Origin of the sequence: Bradyrhizobium sp. ORS 278 (assembly GCF_000026145.1) — a bacterium.
Classification (GTDB): domain Bacteria; phylum Pseudomonadota; class Alphaproteobacteria; order Rhizobiales; family Xanthobacteraceae; genus Bradyrhizobium.
Window position 1 is genome coordinate 2,419,415 of the sequence record NC_009445.1, and the last position, 20,634, is coordinate 2,440,048.

Genomic DNA, 20,634 nt, shown 5'->3' on the forward strand with positions numbered 1-20,634 from the left:
ACAGGGAGGGCCCGATGGCCGACATCACGACAGACGTTCTCATCATCGGTACCGGTCCGGCCGGCTCGGCCGCGGCGGCGCTGCTGTCCACCTATGGCGTCGAGAACATGGTGGTCAACCGCTATCGCTGGCTCGCCAACACGCCGCGCGCCCACATCACCAACCAGCGCACGATGGAGGTGCTGCGCGACCTTGGCCGCGACGTCGAGAACGAAGCCTACATGTTCGCCTCGCAGCAGGACATCATGGGCGAGAACGTGTTCTGCACCTCGCTCGCCGGCGAGGAGATCGGCCGGCTCAAGACCTGGGGCAATCACCCGCTGTCGCGCGCCGAGCATCAGCTGTCGTCGCCGGCGAAGATGAACGATCTGCCGCAGACCTATATGGAGCCGCTGCTGTTCAAGACCGCATGCTCGCGCGGCACGCAGGCGCGGATGTCCACGGTGTATGAGAGCCACGTTCAGGATGATCACGGCGTCACCACGACCTTGCTCGATCGTCTGACGGGCAAGACCTTCACGGTGCGCTCGAAATATCTGATCGGCGCCGACGGCGGCAACTCGCTGGTCGCCCAGCATGCCGGCCTCCCATTCGAGGGCAAGATGGGTGTCGGCGGCTCGATGAACATCCTGTTCAAGGCCGATCTGTCGCGCTACGTCGCCCACCGGCCGTCGGTGCTGTATTGGGTGGTGCAGCCGGGCGCCGATGTCGGCGGCATCGGCATGGGGCTGGTGCGCATGGTCAGGCCGTGGAACGAATGGCTGATCGTGTGGGGCTATGACATCAACCAGCCGGCGCCGGAGGTCGACGAGGCCTTTGCGGTGAAGGTCGCGCGGGATCTCGTCGGCGATCAGGAGCTGCAGATCGAGCTGCAGTCGGTGTCGACCTGGACCGTCAACAACATGTATGCGACGCGGACGTCGCATGGCCGCGTATTCTGCATGGGCGATGCGATCCACCGGCATCCGCCGTCGAATGGTCTCGGCTCGAACACCTCGATCCAGGACGCCTTCAACCTGGCCTGGAAGCTCGCTTACGTCCTCAAGGACCGCGCCGGGCCAAAGCTGCTCGACAGCTACACGATCGAGCGCGCCCCGGTCGCCAAGCAGATCGTCACCCGCGCCAACAAGTCGATCGAGGAGTTCGGCCCGATCTTCCAGGCGCTAGGGCTGCTGGACTCGGTTGATCCCGTGAAGATGCAGCAGAACATGGACGCGCGCTGCGACCGCACCGAGCAGGCCGAGCAGCAGCGCGCGAAGATCCGCGAGACGATCGCCAGCAAGGTCTATGAGTTCGACGCGCACGGCGTCGAGATGAACCACCGCTATCGCTCGGACGCCATCGTGACCGATGGGCAGGCCGAGCCGGCCTTCACCCGGGATCCCGAGCTGCATTTCCAGCAGACGACCTGGCCCGGCGCGCGGCTGCCGCATGCCTGGCTGTTCGGCAAGGACGGCACCAAGATCTCCACGCTCGACCTTGCCGGTCATGGCAAGTTCACGGTGCTGACCGGCATCGGCGGTGAGACCTGGGTGCAGGCCGCCAGGAAGCTCGGCCAGGAGCTCGGCATCGAGATCGATGCGCATGTCATCGGCCCGCGCCAGGTCTGGCAGGATCTCGACGGCGACTGGTCGCGGTTGCGCGAGGTGCGGGACGGCGGCATCGTGCTGACTCGGCCCGATCAGCACGTCTGCTGGCGGCGCGAGACCTTGGCTGAGGATCCGGCCGCGGAACTGCGCCGCGTGTTCAAGCAAATCCTGGCGAACTGAAGCCGAAGGGGAAGACCTCATGGATGATCATGAGCAGGGCTATTTCACCGAAGAGAACTCCGCCGAGGTCGTGATCGGCCGCAACAAGAACGCCAAGGACGCGCGGCTGAAGGAGGTGATGGCGGTCATCACCCGCAAGCTGCATGAGGCGGTGAAGGAGATCGAGCCGACCCAGCAGGAATGGTTCGAGGCGATCATGTTCCTGACCCGCACCGGCCAGATGTGTACCGACTGGCGGCAGGAGTTCATTTTGCTGTCGGACGTGCTCGGCGTCTCGATGCTGGTGGACGCGATCAATCATCGCAAGCCGGCCGGCGCGTCCGAAAGCACCGTGCTCGGGCCGTTCTACGTGCACGATGCGCCGGAGCTGCCGCTCGGCAGCAACATCTGCCTCGACCGCAAGGGCGAGGACATGGTGATCTCCGGGGTCGTTCGGGACACCGAGGGGCGGCCGATTGCGAACGCCAAGATCGACGTCTGGCAAACCAATGACGACGGCTTCTACGACGTGCAGCAGAAGGGCTTGCAGCCCGACTTCAACCTGCGCGGCGTGTTCCGCACCGACGAGGCCGGCCGCTACTGGTTCCGCGCCGTCAAGCCGCGGTTCTATCCGATTCCCGATGACGGCCCGGTCGGCCAGCTGCTGGGCAAGCTCGGCCGGCATCCCTACAGGCCGGCGCATCTGCACTTCATCATCTCGGCCGACGGCTTCGAGACGCTGACGACGCACATCTTCGATCCTGACGATCGCTATATCGATTCCGATGCGGTCTTCGGGGTCAAGAAGAGCCTGCTCGCGAAATTTGACCGGATTGACGATCGGAGCCGCGCCGAGCAGCTCGCATTCACCAATCCGTTCTGGGAGACGACCTTCGACTTCGTTCTCGCACGCTGAATATCGCGCACGAACGCCGCAGCGGGCGACCTGGAGGGGCGGCCTGTCTCTCATAAGCCCCAGCTTCCTCCCGCTCGGTCATCCCGCATGGCCGGCAGGTATCGCGTGTGACGGCCGATAATCAAATTGCGGGGCGAGTCTGCCGATGTGTGGTTCTGAAAGGTGCCGGGCGTCGTGAGTGGCCGTTTTCCGCGTCGACCGATCGGTACTTTTTACGACGGAGTTGGTCTGTTCAGCTCTCGCGCACGAGCAGGTCGCGGAATGCCTCGGCGGCGCCGGACAGGCGCTTGTCCCTTCTGTGCAACATGAACCAGCGCCGGTTCAGCGGAAAGCCTTCCACGGGAAGGATCACCAGCCGTCCCGTTTCGACCTCGAGCTCGATGGTCTGAGCGGGAACGATGCCGATGCCGAGGCCTGCCTGCACGGCCTGCTTGACGGCTTCGTTCGTACTTAGCTCGCATCCCGGCCGGAAAGTCACATTGTGATCGGCGAGGTAGCGCTCCACGGTTGCGCGTGTGCCCGAGCCGGGCTCGCGCAGCACCAGCGTCTCATCCGCCAGCGCCGCGATGTCGATCGTACCGCGTCCCGCCTGTGGATGTCCCGGCGGCGCGACCACGACCAATGGGTTGTCCATGAAGTAATGGCTGACGATGTCGGCGCTGTCAGGTGGCTGACCAGTGATGGCGAGGTCGGTCTGATTGTCGGCCAAGGCCGCGAGCACGGCGTCGCGATTCACCACCCGCAGGCTGACGCGGACGCCGGGGTGACGCTGCGTGAATGCGGCGATCACCGGCGGCAGGAAGTAGTTGGCGCTGGATACGACTGCAAGCCGCAACACGCCGCGCTCCAGCCCACGGAACTGATCCATCGCAGCCTTGAGCTCGGTCATCTGTGCCGCGATGCGTTGCGCGTGAACAAGCAACTCGCGCCCGGCTTCCGTGAGCTGCAGCTTCTTGCCGATCTGCTCGATCAGCGGCAGCCCGATCTGATCTTCGAGTTGTTTGCACTGCATCGAAACGGCCGGCTGCGTCAGATGCAGTTCGGAGGCCGCGCGCGTGATCGCGCCATGACGGCTCACCGCTTCGAAGATTCGCAGATGCTGCAGAGTAATGTGCATGCCACGCCTTTGCGCTGCACTCGACGGCCGGACGATAGCACGCATCGCGCAATCATCAAGAACGCAAATGCCAGCATAAGAACCTCTGAATTTTCATTCGACGCAGCTGATGTTTTTCTCCTCCCAACGAACGACGACAGGGAGGTTGGTATGGCAGAGAAGAGCTATCAGGCGGGCGTCAAGGAGTATCGCAAGACGTATTGGACGCCGGAATACGTTCCGCTCGACACCGATCTTCTCGCGGTCTTCAAGATCGTCGCACAGGCCGGCGTGCCACGCGAGGAAGCCGCGGCGGCAGTCGCCGCGGAGTCGTCTACGGGAACGTGGACCACGGTTTGGACAGACCTGCTGACCGATCTCGACTATTACAAGGGCCGCGCCTATCGCATCGAGCCGGTTCCCGGTGACGACAACGCGTTCTATGCCTTCATTGCCTATCCTATCGATCTGTTCGAGGAAGGTTCGGTCGTGAACGTGCTGACCTCGTTGGTCGGCAACGTGTTCGGGTTCAAGGCCGTGCGCAGCCTGCGACTGGAGGATATCCGCTTTCCGCTGGCCTATGTGAAGACCTGCGGCGGGCCGCCGAACGGCATTCAGCTCGAGCGCGACCGGCTCAACAAATATGGCCGTCCGCTGCTCGGCTGCACCATCAAGCCGAAGCTCGGTCTGTCGGCGAAGAACTATGGTCGTGCCGTCTATGAGTGTCTGCGCGGCGGCCTCGATTTCACCAAGGACGACGAGAACATCAATAGCCAGCCTTTCATGCGCTGGCAGCACCGTTTCGAATTCGTCATGGAGGCGGTGCACAAGGCGACGTCTGAAACTGGCGAGCGCAAGGGGCACTATCTCAACGTCACCGCGCCGACTCCGGAGGAGATGTACAAGCGCGCCGAGTTCGCCAAGTCGCTGGGCGCGCCGATCATCATGCACGATTTCCTGACGGCCGGCTTCACCGCAAACACCGGTCTTGCGAACTGGTGCCGCGAGAACGGCATGCTGTTGCACATCCACCGCGCCATGCATGCCGTGCTCGATCGCAATCCGATGCACGGCATCCATTTCCGCGTGCTGACCAAGTGCCTCCGATTGTCGGGCGGTGACCACCTGCATTCCGGCACGGTGGTCGGCAAGCTCGAAGGCGATCGCGAGGCGACGATCGGCTGGGTCGACCTGATGCGCGAGCCCTTCGTTCCAGAGAACCGCGCGCGCGGCATCTTCTTCGATCAGGATTGGGGCGCGATGCCCGGCGTGATGCCGGTGGCCTCGGGTGGGATTCACGTCTGGCATATGCCGGCGCTCACCGCGATCTTCGGCGACGATGCCTGCTTCCAGTTCGGCGGCGGCACGCTCGGCCATCCCTGGGGCAATGCTGCCGGCGCACATGCCAACCGTGTCGCGCTTGAAGCCTGTGTCGAGGCGCGCAACCAGGGCAGGCCGGTCGAGCGCGAGGGCCGCGAGATCCTCACCGAGGCCGCGCAGCATTCGCCCGAGCTGAAGATCGCGATGGAGACCTGGAAGGAGATCAAGTTCGAGTTCGACGTGGTCGACAAGCTCGACACCGGCCCGATGCTCCGGGTCGTCAACGCCTGAGGCGGCCGCGGCCGCATCTCTCGACCATCATCGTCGCAATCAACGCGTCAGCCGAACGCCAGGGAATAGCCATGTCCGAAGCCGTCGCCTACAAATCCGCCGAACGCCGCGGCGAAACGTTTTCGTATCTGCCGCCGATGACGCAAGACCGGCTGCGCCGGAACATTGCCTATCTGATCGCGCAGAACTGGAACCCTGCGATCGAGCACACCGAGCCGGAAAAGTCGATGTCGAGCTTCTGGTATCTCTGGAAGCTGCCGATGTTCGGTGAGCGCTCGATCGAGCGCATCCTGGGTGAGCTCGAAGCGTGTCATCGCACCAATCCCGGCCATCACGTGCGGCTGATCGGTTACGACAACTACTCGCAGTCACAGGGCACGGCGTTCATCGTCTATCGCGCCGGCGGACGCTAGAGGTCCAGTCATGTCCGCTTCATCGTCTCTGTCCGGTCGCGCCGCTTCGATGGCGCGCCGCTCGGCCCTCGCGGCCGGCAAAACTGCGCTGCCGCCCGCGGGCGAGCGCGTGCGCGACGGCTTTCGCAGTGCTTCGCTGCGGGGGCCCAGCGATGCCGCGCTCGCGCGCGGAGTGACGATCAGCTCGTCCGCCGCGACGCCCGCCGCGATTGCTTCACCGGCTCCTGTGACGCCTGGTCTGTCCGGACGGACGTTGTCGATGCAGCGGCGACGTCTGTTGTCAGGAGGCAAGAAGGCGCTGCAGGCCGGCACGGCAGCGCTGCCCGCAGCGATGGCGCGCGAGATCGAGCCGCCGGCACCTGTGCCGCCGACGCGCGAGCGGCCGCGCAGCTATGTGCCGAAGGTCACCGAGTCCGACACGCAGGGCGGCCAAAGGGTCACCGGCCGCAACATCGGATATGGCGGCCGGATCACCGGCGATGCGCAAGGTGCGCATCACGTCGTCTCCGGGACGCAATATCTCGGGCCGAGCTCTGGCGCGGCATCGGGGCCGGCTGCGGCCAAGGTCGGGCTGTCACGCACGGGCAATGGTCTCGTCGTGTCCGGCACGCTCACACGCAGTGCGGTGGCGATCACCGGCGATGAGCCCGGGCGCGGATTGACGATCACCGGTGAGGTGGAGCAGGGGCCCGAGGATGATCTGACTCGACGACCCGCGCCGATGGCCACGCGCGGATCGCGTCAGCGGCAGCGTCCGCCGCGTGTCGAGATCACCGACAGCGGACAGCCGGTCACAGGTGGTTCACCTGGTTGCTCATCGCGCCTGACTGGCGATGATGTCGCAGCGGCTGGCCACCAAGTGACGGGCGTGCAGCATCTGACCCGCGCGGGAGCGCCGCCCGCCGCCGCCGCGCGTTCGAAGGTGGCGGTCGCGCAGAGCTGGGGCGGACAGCGCATCACGGGGCCGGATGTCGAGCACCATCATCGCGTCACTGGCGATGCTCCGGCGGCCGCATTGCTGCTCACTGGAAATCAGTACCAGGGGCCTGCGACCGCAGCGCAATGGGCCGAGCCGGACGCCGCCGCTCGCTGGCAGCGTCGCACCGCGTCCACGCTCGTGACCGGCGATACGCCAAGGCACGATCGGAGCGTCACCGGCACCGCCCGGGGAGCCATGCGCGACATCACGGGCACGCCTTATGGGCACGCCGAAAGCGTGGGAGCCGGCGATGCGGTCGGCGCGATTTCGCTCGATGCGATCAGCCAGCGTTTCTCGATCCGATCGCCGCAACGCGACGCGCAGTTGCGGGCAGGGGCGTCTGACCCGGTGACGAGCAGCGGGCGCATCACCGGCGCATTCGCAGCCGGTGGCAGCAAAGTCACTGGCAATCTCGAGTTCTCAGGGCGCAGCCGTCTGCGCCAGGCCGGGGACACAGCCGGACACAGCCGCTTGACGGGCGAGGGCATCAGCCACGGTGTCGTCACCGGCGATGCCTGGTCCGACACATCCCGAGTGACCGGGACCGAAGGCGCGTTCACCGTCGAGCGGAATCCGAGCGAGCGCGGCCCGCGCGCCAAGCCGTTCGCTGGCGCAGTCAATTTCAAGCAGAAGGCGACGCGCGAGGAGGCCAGGCAGCTCGTGACCGGGATGTTCGGCTACTTCTCGAAGACGGGTGCCCGTGTCACGCTATCCGGTGGAGCACAAAGTTGAGAGGGCCAGCCTTATACGCAGCGCGCCGCGCCTCGGTCGGTCCGCACCATCGGCTCCGCATTCAGCCGCGTGGCTGGGACGGTCTGTCGCTGGCAGATGATGCGCCGATCGCCCGCTATCACCCGCTCGCCGACCGAGCGATCAGCCAGGCACTCCGGCGGAGAGCCGACGAGATCGAGGCTGCGTTCGGCGAGATCGCGCCGACCTTGCAGGAGCTGGCTCCGCGCCAGTTCGCGCCGGAGTTCGCGCAGGTCGCCGCCGAGACCATGCGCGCTCGTCTGAAGCTCGAGATTCCGCACGCGGCCCTGACGGCGAGCTGGACCGCGCCGCTGGACATGCGCGCGCTGCATGCGCGATGCGTGCTCGGTACGTTCTGCCGGCTGATCGAGCGCGCGTTCGACCGCGGCCTGGCGAATCTCTCCGACGGCGAGCCAGCTGATGCGCTGATCTGTCGCTGGGGTTTTCATGCGGTCGACATCACACCCTGTGCCGATGGCCGGCTGAGCGGTGTGACGGACTATATTCTGCGGGTGCCTTCCAGCATCGTCGCATTCCGCGAGTCGTACGCCGGCGCGATGTTCGACGTCGACAACGCCGTCCGGCACTGGGAGAGCGTCGAGCTGCGGCGTTGGCGCGATGCCTGGCCGAATGCCGCGGACGCACCGACGCGTTATCTCAAGATCGGCGTCTATCATTACAGCAGCGTGGCTCCGCAGCACGAGGGCTGCGCCGCCCATGGCAGCGACGAGACGCGCGCCGCCTCCGCGCTGCTGGAGCGGCTGAACGCCTTCGAGCAGGCCGTGCGCGCCTTGCACGGCGCGCCTGCGTCTGTCGCGACGTTGCTGGTCGGCGTCGACACGGATACGGACGCGATCCGCGTGCACGTGCCCGATGCGTCGGGCCGCATGGACATTCGCCGCCACGTCGACAGCGGGAGCCTGTACGACGCCACGTCGCGTCTGCCGCGCGAGAGCGCCAAGGAGGCCATTCGCGACGCCGTGGCGGCCTGCGCCGGCGCGTCCGCCGACGATCTCGAGACCGAGGGCATGCGCTGGTTCTGCGGCTATCTTCTGAAGAACAATATCGGTCAGGTCGAGGCGGTGCGGGACTGGCATCAGGGGCGCTACGCCGATGCCGGACACACCGAGCGGCTGATCGTGGTCGGCGATCCCGTCGACGACGTGCAACTGCGCAATCTGGCGTTCCAGGCGCAGATGCGCACCGTCGAGGAGGGCGCGGACGATCTCGACGTCGGCATCCGCATTCTGCGCGCCCATCACGCACCGCACCGGCTGCCGGTGCCGGTGCTGGTTCATATCAGGTTCGACCCGCGCATTCCAGGCGCCTTTGCCGCCGCCGGGCAGCACGCGCGTCGGCTCGCAGCCGCGATCACGGCGCGTCACGGCGTGCTGGCCGCACAGGGCGAGCTCGTTGTTGCCGCCGTGGTTCGCGCCGCGGATGGCAGCGTGCTCACACCGATCGATCTCACGGCGTCGCAGGACGACGCGCCACCGGAGGCTCACCGATGAAGATCTGCCAAGTCGAAGGCACGCTCGTGGCGACTGCCCGCATTCCCGGGCTCTTGAATCGCCGGCTGCTCGTGGTCAAGGAGCGCGGCAGCAGCGCCAAGCAGGTCGCGGTCGACCCGGTCGGCTGCAAGCCCGGAGACTGGGTGATCGCCGTCGGCAGCTCGGCCGCCCGCGATGCCGCCGGCAGCAAGGATTTTCCAAGCGATCTAACCATCGTCGGCATCATCGACTTCTGGGACGACCCGGCCGGCAGGGCCGCGCAGAAGGTGGTGGCCAATGCAGATTAGCCGCGTCGTGCGGGACCTCGTGACCACCAAGCGCGTGTTCTGGCTCGCCTCAAAATCGCTGCGCGTGGTCGAGGATCCCGCCGGCAATCTCGATGTGGTCGTCGATCCGATCGGCACCAAGCCGGGCGACTACGTCATCACCATCGGCTACTCCGCGGCGCGCGCCGCGGCGGGAAATCCGAACATCACGACCGATCTGACGATCGGCGGGATCATCGACGACTGGAGCGAGGAGCTCTGGCGCGCCTGACGGCGAAACGCGGCTGAGCGGACGATCAACATCGAGCGAAGGGAGAGGACGATGGCGACAGAGAAGATGGGAATTGCGCTGGGCATGATCGAGACACGCGGCCTTGTGCCGGCGATCGAGGCGGCGGACGCGATGACCAAGGCCTCCGAGGTGCGGCTGATCGGCCGGCAGTTCGTCGGCGGCGGCTACGTCACAGTGATGGTGCGCGGCGAGACCGGCGCGGTCAACGCCGCGGTGCGCGCCGGCGCCGATGCCTGCGAGCGCGTCGGCGACGGCCTGGCGGCCGCGCATATCATCGCGCGCCCGCACATCGAGGTCGAGCACGTGCTGCCGCGACCGGGCGTGACGCGTCTCGAGGACCAGAGCATGCCGCGCATTCCGGCGGCAGAGTGACCACTCATCCGGTGAGCGGATCGTTCGAAGCGACGCCAGCCGGAGATCAAACACCATCATAAGGATCGGACAGGAGAGGATAATGGCAAGCGAGCGATTTGGAATTGCGTTGGGAATGATCGAGACGCGAGGTCTCGTGCCGGCGATCGAGGCGGCGGATGCGATGACCAAGGCCTCCGAGGTGCGGCTGATCGGCCGCCAGTTCGTCGGCGGCGGCTATGTCACGGTGATGGTGCGCGGCGAGACCGGTGCGGTCAACGCCGCGGTGCGCGCGGGCGCGGATGCCTGCGAGCGCGTCGGCGACGGCTTGGCGGCGGCCCATATCATCGCGCGCCCCCATAGCGAGGTCGAGCACATCCTGCCGCTATATCCGCAGGGCGAACTGCTGAGTGACGAAGTCGCCGCGCAGTAGTCCTCACAAATCCTTGCCATGGAGGCGAACATGCAGCCCACTCTCGAACTGCCCGATTCGTGGAAGTCGGTGAGCCAACCACCCTCGCTGTTCCGCAGATATGAGTTCGCGTCCTACGCGCAGACGCGCGAATTCCTCGACGCGCTGGCCGTGCTGTCCGAGGAGACGCGCCTGTTCCCCGATCTCGGCTTTGCCCGCACCTTCGTCAACATCACCCTGCGCGGTCGCGACGGCGGAGTGCCCGGTCCGGCCGAGATCGACTATGCGCGCCGTGCCGCGGTGCTGGCGGCCGCGTGGACCATCCGGTGAGTGATTGAATTCGGAGGTGTGCGATGAGTCCGCCCTTGATCGATGTCGCCGTTGCGGTGGTTCAGGAGCCCTCCGGCCGCGTGCTGCTCGCCGAGCGGACGGCACGGCAGGTGGCGGCCGGCTTCTGGGAACTACCAGGCGGCAAGATCGAACCGGGCGAAGCCGCCGCAGAAGCTGCCGCGCGCGAGCTCAGCGAGGAGATCGGCATCCACGCGACGGGGCTTCGCCCATGGCTCTGTTATGTGCACGCCTTTCCCACCAAGCGCGTGCGCCTGCACATCCATCGTGTCGAATCCTGGCGCGGGACACCGCACGGCCGCGAAGGCCAGCGCCTCGCCTGGGTCGATCCGGCAGCCCCTTCGGTGGCGCCAGTGCTGCCGAGCAACGGCCGCGCGATGTCTGCGCTCGGCTTGCCACGCCTGCTGGCCTGCATCGACGTTAACGATGTTTCCGGTGCTGTGGCCGCAGCCAGGGCCGCTCGCGATCGTGGCGCCGGTTTGATCATCGTACGCGCACCGCAATGCGCGCCCGGCCAGCGCGTCGCCTTGGCACGACGGATCATCGCAGCGGCCGCCGATCTGCGCGTTTTGCTCGAGGGGCCGGCATTGGAGGCCCAGCGCGCCGGGGCCCACGGTGCGTTCGTCGGCCCTGCGAACCTGCGGCGCAGCACGGTGCGGCCCAACCTGCCGCTGTGGGGCGCGGCCTGCAGCGACAGCAACGACCTCGTGCTTGCGGCACATCTTGGCGCCGATTTCGCGATCGCGACACCGGCGCATCCGGCGAGCAGCCGGACGCCCCATTTCACCATGTTCCGCACCGATGACACCGCGGCCCCGCTGCCGCTGTTCAAGACAGCTGACAAGACCATCCGCGACACTTCACGCCCCTCGTAACATGGGACTGCGAAGATGATGACGTCCTCGCTCTGGCTCGCAATATCCGGTCCTGGCGCGCTGCTTGCGGCCTCGCTGGTGCCGGCCATCCATCCCACGATCTCGCATCCGTCGATGAATCGCCTGGCTGGACTCGCCTCGGGTCTGGCCTGCGCGGTTGCCTTCGTCACCGCGCTCCAGGTCGGCATCAGTGGACCGCTCTACACGCCGTCACTTGCGATCAACGGCGTCGGTCTTGGCCTTTATCTCGACAGCGTGAGTGCCACGATGTTCTGCCTGGTGTCCTTCATCGGCGTTATCGTGCTGCGCTACAGCTTCACCTATATGGACGGCGATCCCGGCCAGATCCGCTTCATCCGTCTGATGTGCCTGACGCTGGCGGCGGTGCTGACGCTAGCGATATCCGGCAATCTGCTGCAATTCACGCTGGCCTGGTCGGCGACAAGCCTGGCGCTGCATCGTCTGCTGGTGTTCTACGCCGAACGGCCGGCGGCGGTGATTGCCGCCCGCAAGAAGTTCATCGCCAGCAGGCTCGGCGACCTGTTCCTGGTCACGGCCATGGTGCTGCTCTATGCCGCCTTCGGCAGCCTCGACTACCAGACGATGTTCTCGGCCGCCAAGGCGATGCGGGCGCAGGAGACGGTGCCGCTCGGCATCCAGATCGCGGCTGTTCTGATGGTGTTTGCGGGTCTCTTGAAGTCGGCGCAATTCCCGCTGCATGGCTGGCTCATCGAGGTGATGGAGACCCCGACGCCGGTGTCGGCGCTGCTGCATGCCGGCATCATCAATGCCGGCGGGTTCCTGGTGCTGCGCTTCACCGACGTGGTTACGCTGTCGCTTGCGTCGCTCGACCTGCTTGCGGTGGTCGGCGGCTTCACGGCGTTGTTTGGCTCGGTCGTGATGCTGACCCAGACGTCGATCAAGGTCTCGCTTGCCTGGTCGACGATCGCGCAGATGGGATTCATGATGCTGGAATGCGGTCTCGGCGCCTTCGCCGCGGCGCTGCTGCACATCGTCGCCCACTCGCTTTACAAGGCGCATGCCTTCCTGTCCTCAGGCAGCGTCATCGACATCGCTCGCGCCTCGTGGACCCCGAGCCCGGGCGGCAAGCCGCATCCATTCCGGCTGATCATCTCCATTATCGGCGTGCTGCTGGTGACGCTGTTGTTCAGCCTGCTGACCGGCGCGACGCCGGCCCGCCAGCCCGGCGTCTTCGCGCTCGGCGCTGTGCTCCTGCTCGGCATGATCCACCTCGTCGCGAACGGCATCGACGAACGGCCGAACGCTTACGTCGTGCTGCGCACGCTGCTCTTGGCAGCCGTGGTTGCCGGCGCCTATTTCGGCCTGCAACTGGTCGCGGAGCAATTGTTTGCCGCGGCTCTGCCGAAGCTCGAAGCGATGCGCGGGCCGATCGGGATCGTGATCGTGGCGCTGGTGGTGCTGTCCTTCGCGGCTGTGACGTTCCTGCAGGGCCTGGTGCCGAAGCAGGCGACGGAGCCACGCTGGCAGGCGCTCTACGTGCATGTTGCCAACGGCTTCTATGTCAACACCATCGCCAATCGCCTGGTCCTGCAGTATTGGCCCGGCCCAGCGCCGAAGCCCGCTCCGATTGCTCTTCCCATTGTGCTGAGGGAGCCCACATGAGCGACGTGATCGAATGCGACGCACCGGCCGTCGCCCTTGCGCCAACGCCAGCCCTGCACGCCGCCATCGCGGGAGCCTGTCGCCGCATCGCACCGCTGTGGCCGCTGAAAAACTTTGTCGCGGTCAATCCATTCATGGGCTTCAGCGGTCAGAGCTTCCACGCCACCTGCGCGACCTTGCACCGGGTCGCTCGGCTCGAGACGCTGATGCCGCGCGCGTTCTACCGCGAGGCGATCCGTTCCGGAACGATCGAACGAGCCGACCTTGCGGCGGCACTCGCCGCCGCCCCCGCCGACTGGTGCCTGCCGACCGAAGTCGGCGAGTTGCTGAAGCTCGCGGACAACGACAAGACGGTGCGGAAGCATCCCGCAGTGGTCGCGACGGTGGCGGAGGTGCTCACCGAACTCGCTGCCGGCGACCGCCATGTCGCCCGCACGGCGTTCATGACCGACGAGATCTCGCGCTGGTGCGCGGCATATTTCGATGAGGGACAATCGGTGTGGCGGATGCCGGCGCGCGGCTTGCGTCCGTATGCTGCCTGGCGCGCCAGTGTCCGATACGACCGCAACCCCGAAGCGATGGGCATCGCGCGTTTTCGCGAGCTGGTCGCGGAGTTGCCGGAGGACTACGTCGCTGCGATCGCAACGGTGGTCGATCGACTCGGCGTGCCGGCGCGCGCGATCGAGGACTATCTGCATCAGGCGCTGCTCGAGATCGGCGGGTGGGCGGCCTATGCGCGCTACCTGATGTGGGATCACGAGCTCGCGGGCGATCGTGACGACACGCTTGAGCAACTGCTGGCCATCCGGGTCGTCTGGGGCTACGCGTTGTTTGTCCAGCGCACCGATGCGGAGTTTCGCGAGGCATGGCGGCGGGCGATGGAGCAGGCGGCACTGCCACCCCTCGACGACAAGCTCGGCGGCGATCCGGATCTGTGCATCAACATGGTGCTGCAGGAAGCCTATGAGATCGCGTTCCGCCGCCGCCTGCTGCATCGGCTCGGGCAGTCGCCTGCGGCGCAGGCATCGGGCGCGAGGCCGGCTGTGCAGGCCGCGTTCTGCATCGACGTGCGCTCGGAAGTGTATCGGCGCGCGATGGAATCCATCAGCAGCGCGGTCGAGACCATCGGTTTCGCCGGCTTCTTCGGCTTTCCGATCGAGTTTGTGCCGATCGGTCACATCACCGGCCGCGCGCATTGTCCAGTGCTGCTGCGACCGCAATTCACCGTCTGCGAGGCCGTGGATGGGACGAGCGAAGACGAGGATTCCGAGATCCTGGTCATGCGCCTGCTGCGCCGCCGCGTGCGCAAGGCCTGGAAGTCGTTCAAGCTGTCGGCGGTCTCCTCCTTCATCTATGTCGAGACCGCCGGGCTGCTGTTCGCCGGCAAGATCCTGAGCGACAGCCTCGCCGTGACCCGTACGGTGCATGATCCGAACACCGATGGATTGGATGATGCTGTGATCGGCCGCCTCGGCCCACGCATCTCTCCCCGTCTTGTCGGCGGGCGCGCGACCGGTTTCGACCAGGCGCAGCGCGTGGCGATGGCGGAGGCCGTGTTGCGGGCGATGTCGATGACGGGACCGTTCGCGCGGCTCGTCATGCTCACCGGCCACGGCAGCACGTCCGTGAACAATCCGCACGCGGCGGGGCTCGATTGCGGCGCGTGCGGCGGTAACACCGGCGAAGCCAATGCGCGCGTCGCCGCAGCGATCCTTAATGATTCCGATGTCCGGGCCGGCCTGCGCGACCGCGGCATCGATATTCCCGAGGACACGTTCTTCCTCGGCTGCCTGCACGACACGACCACCGACGAGATCAAATTGTACGATCTGGAACGTCTCCCTGCATCGCATCGCGAGGACCTGCGCGTGCTCCGAGAGCTCCTGGCAAAGGCCACCTCGCTGACGCGCCTTGAGCGTGCCACGCTGCTCGGCGTCGCCGGCCGCGCCGATGCCGAGCAGCGGGTCGTCACGCGCAGCCGTGACTGGGCCCAGGTGCGGCCCGAATGGGGCCTTGCCGGAAATGCCAGCTTCATCGCTGCGCCCCGCGCCCGCACACGCGGCATCGATCTGGGTGGACGTGCCTTCCTGCATGAGTATGACTGGCGGCAGGACAAGGACTTCGCCACGCTGCAGCTGATCATGACAGCGCCGATGGTGGTGGCGAGCTGGATCAATCTTCAATACTACGGCTCGACCGTCAACAACGCCGCGTTCGGTGCCGGAAACAAGGTCCTTCACAACGTCGCCGGTACGATCGGCGTGCTGGAGGGCAATGCCGGCGATCTCAAAGTGGGGCTGCCGTGGCAATCCGTCCACGACGGCACACGTTTCGTGCACGAGCCGCTGCGGCTCGCGGTGCTGATCGAGGCGCCCTTGGAAGCGATCGGCCGCGTGATCGCGCAGAATAGCGGTGTGCGCGAGCTGGTCGATAACGCCTGGCTGCATCTTTACGCCATATCCGGCCAGGGCCGCGTGTCGCATCGTTATCGCAGTGGACTGCAGTGGCAGGCAATTGATCCGCAATCGTAATCGAGTTTGAGGACCTGCAAAGGTCAGGGAGAGTCTCCGACCGGCGACGCGCGTCCGCGACTCCGCTGCCGCGACGTAGGCTGCCCTTGCTTGTTCGAAGCGTCGCGTTTGAGGGCAGCGAGAAATCGGATCGCGGCGGTCAAGATCCGGTCGGGACGGATCTTGTGCTTGTAGACGAGCCGTGAGCGCGGACGGCCGGGGCGCGGAGTGCCCGCCGTTGCAGCAGGTCTCAGCCGTGCAGCGATGCCCTCTGTTCCGACGTCGAGCCGCGCGATGCCCAGGGCATGGCAGTCCAGGCGGATGCGGGCTGACGCGATCAGATTGCTCGCTTCTTGCGGCGGATGACCGAAGCGGAGCTGCATGTCGTCCTCGATGTCGTCGATGTCGGCCACCGTCTCGGCGTGAGCCAGGCGGGCGTAGACGTCGAGCCGCGTGACCTGGTCCTGCACGTAGTCCGACGGCAGGAATGCCGGACGGTCGATGCGCAATTCCGGAAGCCAGAACTCGGCGGCGCGGTGCGGCCGTCCTTGCAAGGCCCGCGACAGCAGCTCTTGATAGAGGGCCGGCCCGAAAACCTGGACATGGCCAGCCTGCTGCTCGGACAACAGATCGCCTGCACCGCGCAGATCGAGATCCCGTGCGCTGATCTGAAATCCGGCGCCTGCGAAGTGGAGCTCTTGCAGAGCGGAAAGTCGCTTCTGGGCGGCGTCGCCCGGAGTGTCGGCGAGCAGGTAGGCATAGGCGCGGATGCCGCCGCGTCCTACGCGACCGCGTAGCTGATGCAACTGCGACAAGCCGAAATGTTCGGCGCCCGAGATCAGGATCGTATTGGCGCGAGGGATGTCGAGCCCATTTTCGACGATGTTGGTCGCCAGCAGGATGTCGGCTTTGCCCGCCACGAACCGCATCATCTCCGCGTCGATCTCGCGGGCCGGCATGCGGCCATGGATCATGGCGATGCCGAGTTCGGGAACGAGATGGCTGAGGCGCTCCCGCATCGGTGCAAGATCCTTGATGCGCGGGCAGATCACGAAACTCTGCCCGCCTCGCCGATGCTCACGTCGGAGCGCCATCGACAGCGTGGCATCGAGCAGCGGCTCGACCTTGGTCAATACCGGACGACGCCGCACCGGTGGCGTCGCGATGATGCTGAGATCGCGCAAGCCTGCCATGGCGCCCGCCATCGTGCGCGGGATCGGGGTCGCGCTCATCGTCAGTGCGTGGACGCCTGCTCGCAATGCAGAAAGCCTGGCCTTGTCGGCGGCCCCGAAATGCTGCTCCTCGTCAACGATGACGAGGCCCAGATCGGCAAATCGCACGTCATCGGCGGCGAGCGCCGTCGTTCCGATGACGAGCTTGAGCGTACCGTCGGCGAGTTGCCGCCTGGTGCTCCGCGCGTCCGCCGTCGTCGAGAGGCGCGAGAGATGTCCGACGCTGATCCCGAACGGCGCGAAGCGCTTCACGAAGGTCTGGACATGCTGGGCAGCAAGCACCGTCGTGGGGACGATGAGAGCAACCTGCCGCCCGGCGAACACAGTCGCCGCCGCGGCCCGCAGGGCAATCTCGGTCTTTCCGAAGCCCACGTCGCCGCACACGATCCGGTCCATGGGATGGCCGGCGCCGAGATCCTTCAGCACGTCTTCGATCGCGGCGGCCTGATCGGGGGTGACCAGATAGGGAAAGCGTGCGACGAAGCGCTCGTACTCCACTGCAGGAGCAACGATGCGCGGCGCCTCGGCGCGTCGCCGCGCGCGGATCTGATCGGACAGTCTCACGGCGGTCCGATCGATCTCATCCTCCGCCCGCAGACAGCGAGCCGCCCATGATCGGCCGTCGGCATCGTCCAGCTTGACGCCGCTTGGATCGCCCGCGTAGGGCCAGATCAGCCCGAGATCGGCGATCGGCACCAGGATCGCCTCGTCGTTTGCGAAGACCAGGCGGATCATGTCGCGCGCGCTGACATTGGGTGCGGAAATGAGTTCGAGGCCGTCCAGCAGTGCGAGGCCGCGCTGCAGATGGATGATCGCGCTTCCCGGCACAGGAATCGTGATGCCTGCGACCGCAGCCTGCCTGGCCATCGGCAGCAGATGCCGCGCCCTGCTGCCGAGTACCTCGGCAGCAGTTATGACGATCAGCGGCCGGCGCGTCCCGGTCGTGAAGCCGCGGTCGAGATCGATCAGCAGCGAGGTGATGGCGCCGTCTCGCGCTCGTGTTGCTGCCGCCCAATTCTTGCGCCGCTCCGCTTTCTCTCCAGCCACGCGCTCCATGCCCTGCAGATCGCGCTCGGTTGCGGCAGTGAACAGGATCCGGGCGCCACGCTGCCTCGCGCTCTCGATGAAGCGCCGAAGCGTCGCACGAGCTGACCTCTGCTGGGCAAACACAGGAATCGGCTCGCTGTGGCCCTTCGCCGGCAGAACGGTGGCGAGGCGCAACGCGTGGCGCCAGGTGCTGCGATCGACGAAGGCGCGCTTGCGACGTTCTTTGTCGACGTCGCTCTCGTCGAGCGCAGCAAGCCGCATCTCGGCGTGATCCGGTACGGTGCTGTCGACGATGATCTCACTGCCGTCCAGATAGGTGAAGAGGTCGACCAGCGCTTCGCCACCAACACTGCGCTCCGACATGGGATCGATCACCAGCGTTTCGGCGGCGACGACGGCATTCTGATGCCCGAGATCGAAGAAGTGAATGTCGCTGATCATGCCGTCAGCATGATTGATCCTGACCGGGCCGAGCGCGCCGGCGGGAAACAACTCGGTCGTCTGGCCATGAAACAGAACGGAGCCGGGATCGTCAGGCGGCTCGTCGGTCGCATAGCCCAGTTTCGCCAGAGAGTTGCGAAACCCTTCCAAATCGATCGGCTGTCCGGCCTTGAGGTGCAGACTGGCAGCGGTCCAGCATCGCTGTGGCGGAACGAGTGGAAGAACGGCTTCGACGGTCGAGATGAGCAGAGGATGACGAGCGTGCTCGGCCAGCCGTCTCAGCACATGGGCGCGACGCCCTGAGAGTTCGCGCGACGGCGCCGCGTCGTCAAACGGCACGGTGTCGAAGCGCGGCAGCACCAGCACGCCGCAGTCAGGATCCATCGCGTGAAGCACGGCGGCGATACGTTCGGCACGCGCCTCATCGCTCGAGAGGAAGACCACGCCTCGCGTGCTCGGCTGTTGCCAGAGCCGGAGCAGATGAGAGGCAACCAGTCCGAGGGGCGCGTCCGACGCCGGCACTTGGCGCGGCGGCCGCGCGGACGCGTCCTGAACCGCATCGGAGGGTTTGGATCTCGAGGGAGTTGCAGACTTGGCCATCCCCGACCAAACACTGGCTCATCCCTAAGAGTTCCGCCGCCGCTTGCCGACGCTCAGTCCTGGCCACCGGTCGAGCGGCGGACTCTGCGGCACCGCACCTTCGGGTGGCGCGGACGTTCGAAACGCTGCGATGCGGCCGCTGACCTCCGTGAGGTCTTCAGTGACAAAGGGAGGTGGCGTCGAGGAGGGGCGTCAACGCGCGCCGACCATCGTCGCCAGGACATTGGCCACGGACATGACATCCACTGGTTTCTCCCAATGCGGAACGTCGGCAAATTCGGGCAGGATGGACGCCTTGTCATAGCCGGTCGTAAAGACGAATGGAATGTTGCGCTCACGCAGCATGCGCGCGACCGGGAAGATCATCTCGGTCCTGACATTGATGTCGAGCACAGCTGCGTCGACGGGCTGTCCCGATCGTAGCAGCACCTGAGCCTCGTCGATGTCACACATCGGGCCGATCACGTCAGCGCCGAGACGGCGGAAGGCGGCAGCGAAATCGTCGGCCAGGAAATACTCGTCCTCGACAATCAGGATGGACCGCCTGGCAAAGGGCTGTGAGGACATGCGGGGAATGGCAGAGCCCTGACGCATGAGGTTTCTCCTACGAGAATGACCGATAGGAACGACTGTCGGACAAATACCTTGTCGCGAAATGGTGTGGAAGCACCCGTGTTGCCATTACCGGCGCTTGGGAGGAACCGGACCTTGGATTGTCGGTCGGTCATGGAACAGTTTAGCTCGCGGCACCTGATCATCGTCGGCTGATCGTGGACGGCCCGATCATGCTCGGCCGTCGTCGACAAGAGAACATGGTTCGCGATGCCGTCGGGCCCTTGTTCCGATCTGCGGCGCTGCAGGATGGGCCAAGGGTCATCGGAATCGTCCTACGTAGGCTTTTATCAGATGGTACGGCTGGTCTCAACGCGATGAAGCGAGCTGCGGCCGAATGGCGGCGGTCCAGGCACCATCGGACGTGCTTGCTGATGAGATGCTGCGGCTTGCGCTGAGGCGAGTTCCGTCATCTGATCAGTCAGGTCGCTATCGCGCCGCCTGCGCCGGAGCCGACTGAAAGGGGAGCAAACATGCCGAGCGTTCCGCATGACGATGCGGACCAGACAGAAGCCGAAATTCGTTCCGAGCAGATGCAGCTGCAGAAGGCGATCGCATCCATCTCGGATGGCCGGATCCGACTGCGCCATCAGGAACGCCGGGTTGCCGATATGCATGAGCCCGGGACGGGAACGGCCGGCTGCAGGACGCGAGACGAGGCCGAGCGGCTCGCGACCCTGATGCGCGGCAGCCTGGAGCAATGGGAGCGGCATCGCGCGCTGATCGAACAGCGGCTGGCCTATCTGCACGTTCGCCGCGCGCGAGCGGAAGCGCTGACCGGCAATGTTGCGCCGTCTCTGGCCCGGTCTGTTTGCGCGTCAGGCCTCGTAGCGGGGCAGCTTGATGAACTGGATGCCCGTCGCGCACCAGGCGAATATGCAGTCATGTCCGTCCGCGAAGTTCCCGATGCGGCCGGTCGTGAATAGTTTAGGCCGAATAGGCGCTCGACGTCTTCCATGGCGAGGTGCAGGCCCTGGCCG

General features: G+C 65.9%; 19 protein-coding genes. 16 read left to right on the plus strand and 3 right to left on the minus strand.

Annotation, left to right across the window (positions count from 1 at the left end; translation table 11 throughout):
- The first annotated feature begins 14 nt into the window (after positions 1-14).
- Positions 15-1,769 carry an FAD-dependent monooxygenase gene (locus BRADO_RS10650; protein WP_011925325.1) on the plus strand — a complete coding sequence of 585 codons (1,755 nt, stop codon included), beginning with the start codon at positions 15-17 and terminating at the stop codon, positions 1,767-1,769.
- Positions 1,770-1,788: 19 nt separating this feature from the next.
- Positions 1,789-2,664, plus strand: a complete 876-nt coding sequence (locus BRADO_RS10655; RefSeq protein ID WP_011925326.1) for an intradiol ring-cleavage dioxygenase — start codon at positions 1,789-1,791, stop codon at positions 2,662-2,664.
- Positions 2,665-2,896: 232 nt separating this feature from the next.
- Here the strand turns inward: BRADO_RS10655 and BRADO_RS10660 are convergent, their stop codons facing one another.
- Positions 2,897-3,781, minus strand: a complete 885-nt coding sequence (locus tag BRADO_RS10660) for a LysR family transcriptional regulator (RefSeq protein ID WP_011925327.1) — start codon at positions 3,779-3,781, stop codon at positions 2,897-2,899.
- A 150-nt stretch (positions 3,782-3,931) separates the two neighbouring features.
- Between BRADO_RS10660 and BRADO_RS10665 the strand changes: the two genes are divergently transcribed.
- The 12 genes from BRADO_RS10665 to BRADO_RS10720 all read left to right on the plus strand — a co-directional run bounded on the left by BRADO_RS10665 (position 3,932) and on the right by BRADO_RS10720 (position 15,743).
- Entirely contained in the window at positions 3,932-5,371 is a 1,440-nt protein-coding gene (locus BRADO_RS10665) for a form I ribulose bisphosphate carboxylase large subunit (RefSeq protein ID WP_011925328.1), read from the plus strand.
- 71 nt (positions 5,372-5,442) lie between these two features.
- Entirely contained in the window at positions 5,443-5,784 is a 342-nt protein-coding gene (locus BRADO_RS10670) for a ribulose bisphosphate carboxylase small subunit (protein WP_011925329.1), read from the plus strand.
- A gap of 10 nt (positions 5,785-5,794) precedes the next feature.
- Positions 5,795-7,495, plus strand: coding sequence for a CsoS2 family carboxysome shell protein (locus BRADO_RS10675; protein WP_244423012.1), 1,701 nt, complete (start codon positions 5,795-5,797; stop codon positions 7,493-7,495).
- Positions 7,492-9,024 carry a carboxysome shell carbonic anhydrase gene (locus BRADO_RS10680; RefSeq protein WP_011925331.1) on the plus strand — a complete coding sequence of 511 codons (1,533 nt, stop codon included), beginning with the start codon at positions 7,492-7,494 and terminating at the stop codon, positions 9,022-9,024. The genes BRADO_RS10675 and BRADO_RS10680 overlap by 4 nt, the downstream gene beginning before the upstream one ends.
- A complete protein-coding gene (locus BRADO_RS10685) occupies positions 9,021-9,311 on the plus strand; it encodes a carboxysome peptide A (RefSeq protein ID WP_011925332.1) in 291 nt (96 codons plus the stop codon). The genes BRADO_RS10680 and BRADO_RS10685 overlap by 4 nt, the downstream gene beginning before the upstream one ends.
- Positions 9,301-9,561: a carboxysome peptide B gene (locus BRADO_RS10690; protein WP_011925333.1), complete on the plus strand. Its 261-nt coding sequence runs from the start codon at positions 9,301-9,303 to the stop codon at positions 9,559-9,561. Before BRADO_RS10685 ends, BRADO_RS10690 begins: the two co-directional genes overlap by 11 nt.
- 51 nt (positions 9,562-9,612) lie before the next feature.
- On the plus strand, positions 9,613-9,954 hold the full coding sequence (locus BRADO_RS10695; protein WP_041756347.1) for a BMC domain-containing protein: 342 nt from the start codon (positions 9,613-9,615) through the stop codon (positions 9,952-9,954).
- Positions 9,955-10,069: 115 nt separating this feature from the next.
- Positions 10,070-10,366, plus strand: coding sequence for a BMC domain-containing protein (locus BRADO_RS10700; protein WP_011925335.1), 297 nt, complete (start codon positions 10,070-10,072; stop codon positions 10,364-10,366).
- A gap of 30 nt (positions 10,367-10,396) precedes the next feature.
- Complete coding sequence (locus BRADO_RS10705; RefSeq protein ID WP_041757434.1) at positions 10,397-10,675, plus strand: 4a-hydroxytetrahydrobiopterin dehydratase; 279 nt, start codon at positions 10,397-10,399, stop codon at positions 10,673-10,675.
- Between the two features lie 23 nt (positions 10,676-10,698).
- On the plus strand, positions 10,699-11,568 hold the full coding sequence (locus BRADO_RS10710) for an NUDIX domain-containing protein (RefSeq protein ID WP_011925337.1): 870 nt from the start codon (positions 10,699-10,701) through the stop codon (positions 11,566-11,568).
- A 15-nt stretch (positions 11,569-11,583) separates the two neighbouring features.
- Positions 11,584-13,212, plus strand: coding sequence for an NADH-quinone oxidoreductase subunit L (locus tag BRADO_RS10715; RefSeq protein ID WP_011925338.1), 1,629 nt, complete (start codon positions 11,584-11,586; stop codon positions 13,210-13,212).
- The gene (locus tag BRADO_RS10720) at positions 13,209-15,743 is read left to right on the plus strand and encodes a YbcC family protein (RefSeq protein WP_371259355.1); all 2,535 of its coding nucleotides are present in this window, start codon (positions 13,209-13,211) and stop codon (positions 15,741-15,743) included. The genes BRADO_RS10715 and BRADO_RS10720 overlap by 4 nt, the downstream gene beginning before the upstream one ends.
- A gap of 23 nt (positions 15,744-15,766) precedes the next feature.
- On the opposite strand, the gene BRADO_RS10725 is transcribed toward BRADO_RS10720, so the two are convergent.
- Positions 15,767-18,886, minus strand: coding sequence for a DEAD/DEAH box helicase (locus tag BRADO_RS10725; RefSeq protein WP_244423014.1), 3,120 nt, complete (start codon positions 18,884-18,886; stop codon positions 15,767-15,769).
- 348 nt (positions 18,887-19,234) lie between these two features.
- Positions 19,235-19,636 (minus strand): response regulator, encoded by a 402-nt coding sequence (locus tag BRADO_RS10730; protein WP_041756348.1) that lies wholly within the window; start codon positions 19,634-19,636, stop codon positions 19,235-19,237.
- Between the two features lie 191 nt (positions 19,637-19,827).
- Here BRADO_RS10730 and BRADO_RS33895 point away from each other — a divergent pair, with 191 nt between their 5' ends.
- Together BRADO_RS33895 and BRADO_RS35610 are read left to right on the plus strand one after the other, a co-directional pair.
- The gene (locus BRADO_RS33895) at positions 19,828-20,052 is read left to right on the plus strand and encodes a chemotaxis protein CheB (RefSeq protein WP_244423015.1); all 225 of its coding nucleotides are present in this window, start codon (positions 19,828-19,830) and stop codon (positions 20,050-20,052) included.
- Positions 20,053-20,127: 75 nt separating this feature from the next.
- Positions 20,128-20,580 carry a hypothetical protein gene (locus BRADO_RS35610; protein WP_011925343.1) on the plus strand — a complete coding sequence of 151 codons (453 nt, stop codon included), beginning with the start codon at positions 20,128-20,130 and terminating at the stop codon, positions 20,578-20,580.
- Positions 20,581-20,634: the final 54 nt, after the last annotated feature.

Bases quoted from the DNA above. Each gene is read 5' to 3' on its own strand.
- BRADO_RS10650 (WP_011925325.1), top strand. From the start codon at position 15: ATGGCCGACATCACGACAGACGTTCTCATCATCGGTACCGGTCCGGCC.
- BRADO_RS10655 (WP_011925326.1), top strand. From the start codon at position 1,789: ATGGATGATCATGAGCAGGGCTATTTCACCGAAGAGAACTCCGCCGAG.
- BRADO_RS10660 (WP_011925327.1), bottom strand. From the start codon at position 3,781: ATGCACATTACTCTGCAGCATCTGCGAATCTTCGAAGCGGTGAGCCGT.
- BRADO_RS10665 (WP_011925328.1), top strand. From the start codon at position 3,932: ATGGCAGAGAAGAGCTATCAGGCGGGCGTCAAGGAGTATCGCAAGACG.
- BRADO_RS10670 (WP_011925329.1), top strand. From the start codon at position 5,443: ATGTCCGAAGCCGTCGCCTACAAATCCGCCGAACGCCGCGGCGAAACG.
- BRADO_RS10675 (WP_244423012.1), top strand. From the start codon at position 5,795: ATGTCCGCTTCATCGTCTCTGTCCGGTCGCGCCGCTTCGATGGCGCGC.
- BRADO_RS10685 (WP_011925332.1), top strand. From the start codon at position 9,021: ATGAAGATCTGCCAAGTCGAAGGCACGCTCGTGGCGACTGCCCGCATT.
- BRADO_RS10690 (WP_011925333.1), top strand. From the start codon at position 9,301: ATGCAGATTAGCCGCGTCGTGCGGGACCTCGTGACCACCAAGCGCGTG.
- BRADO_RS10695 (WP_041756347.1), top strand. From the start codon at position 9,613: ATGGCGACAGAGAAGATGGGAATTGCGCTGGGCATGATCGAGACACGC.
- BRADO_RS10700 (WP_011925335.1), top strand. From the start codon at position 10,070: ATGATCGAGACGCGAGGTCTCGTGCCGGCGATCGAGGCGGCGGATGCG.
- BRADO_RS10705 (WP_041757434.1), top strand. From the start codon at position 10,397: ATGCAGCCCACTCTCGAACTGCCCGATTCGTGGAAGTCGGTGAGCCAA.
- BRADO_RS10710 (WP_011925337.1), top strand. From the start codon at position 10,699: ATGAGTCCGCCCTTGATCGATGTCGCCGTTGCGGTGGTTCAGGAGCCC.
- BRADO_RS10715 (WP_011925338.1), top strand. From the start codon at position 11,584: ATGATGACGTCCTCGCTCTGGCTCGCAATATCCGGTCCTGGCGCGCTG.
- BRADO_RS10720 (WP_371259355.1), top strand. From the start codon at position 13,209: ATGAGCGACGTGATCGAATGCGACGCACCGGCCGTCGCCCTTGCGCCA.
- BRADO_RS10730 (WP_041756348.1), bottom strand. From the start codon at position 19,636: ATGCGTCAGGGCTCTGCCATTCCCCGCATGTCCTCACAGCCCTTTGCC.
- BRADO_RS33895 (WP_244423015.1), top strand. From the start codon at position 19,828: ATGCTCGGCCGTCGTCGACAAGAGAACATGGTTCGCGATGCCGTCGGG.
- BRADO_RS35610 (WP_011925343.1), top strand. From the start codon at position 20,128: ATGCCGAGCGTTCCGCATGACGATGCGGACCAGACAGAAGCCGAAATT.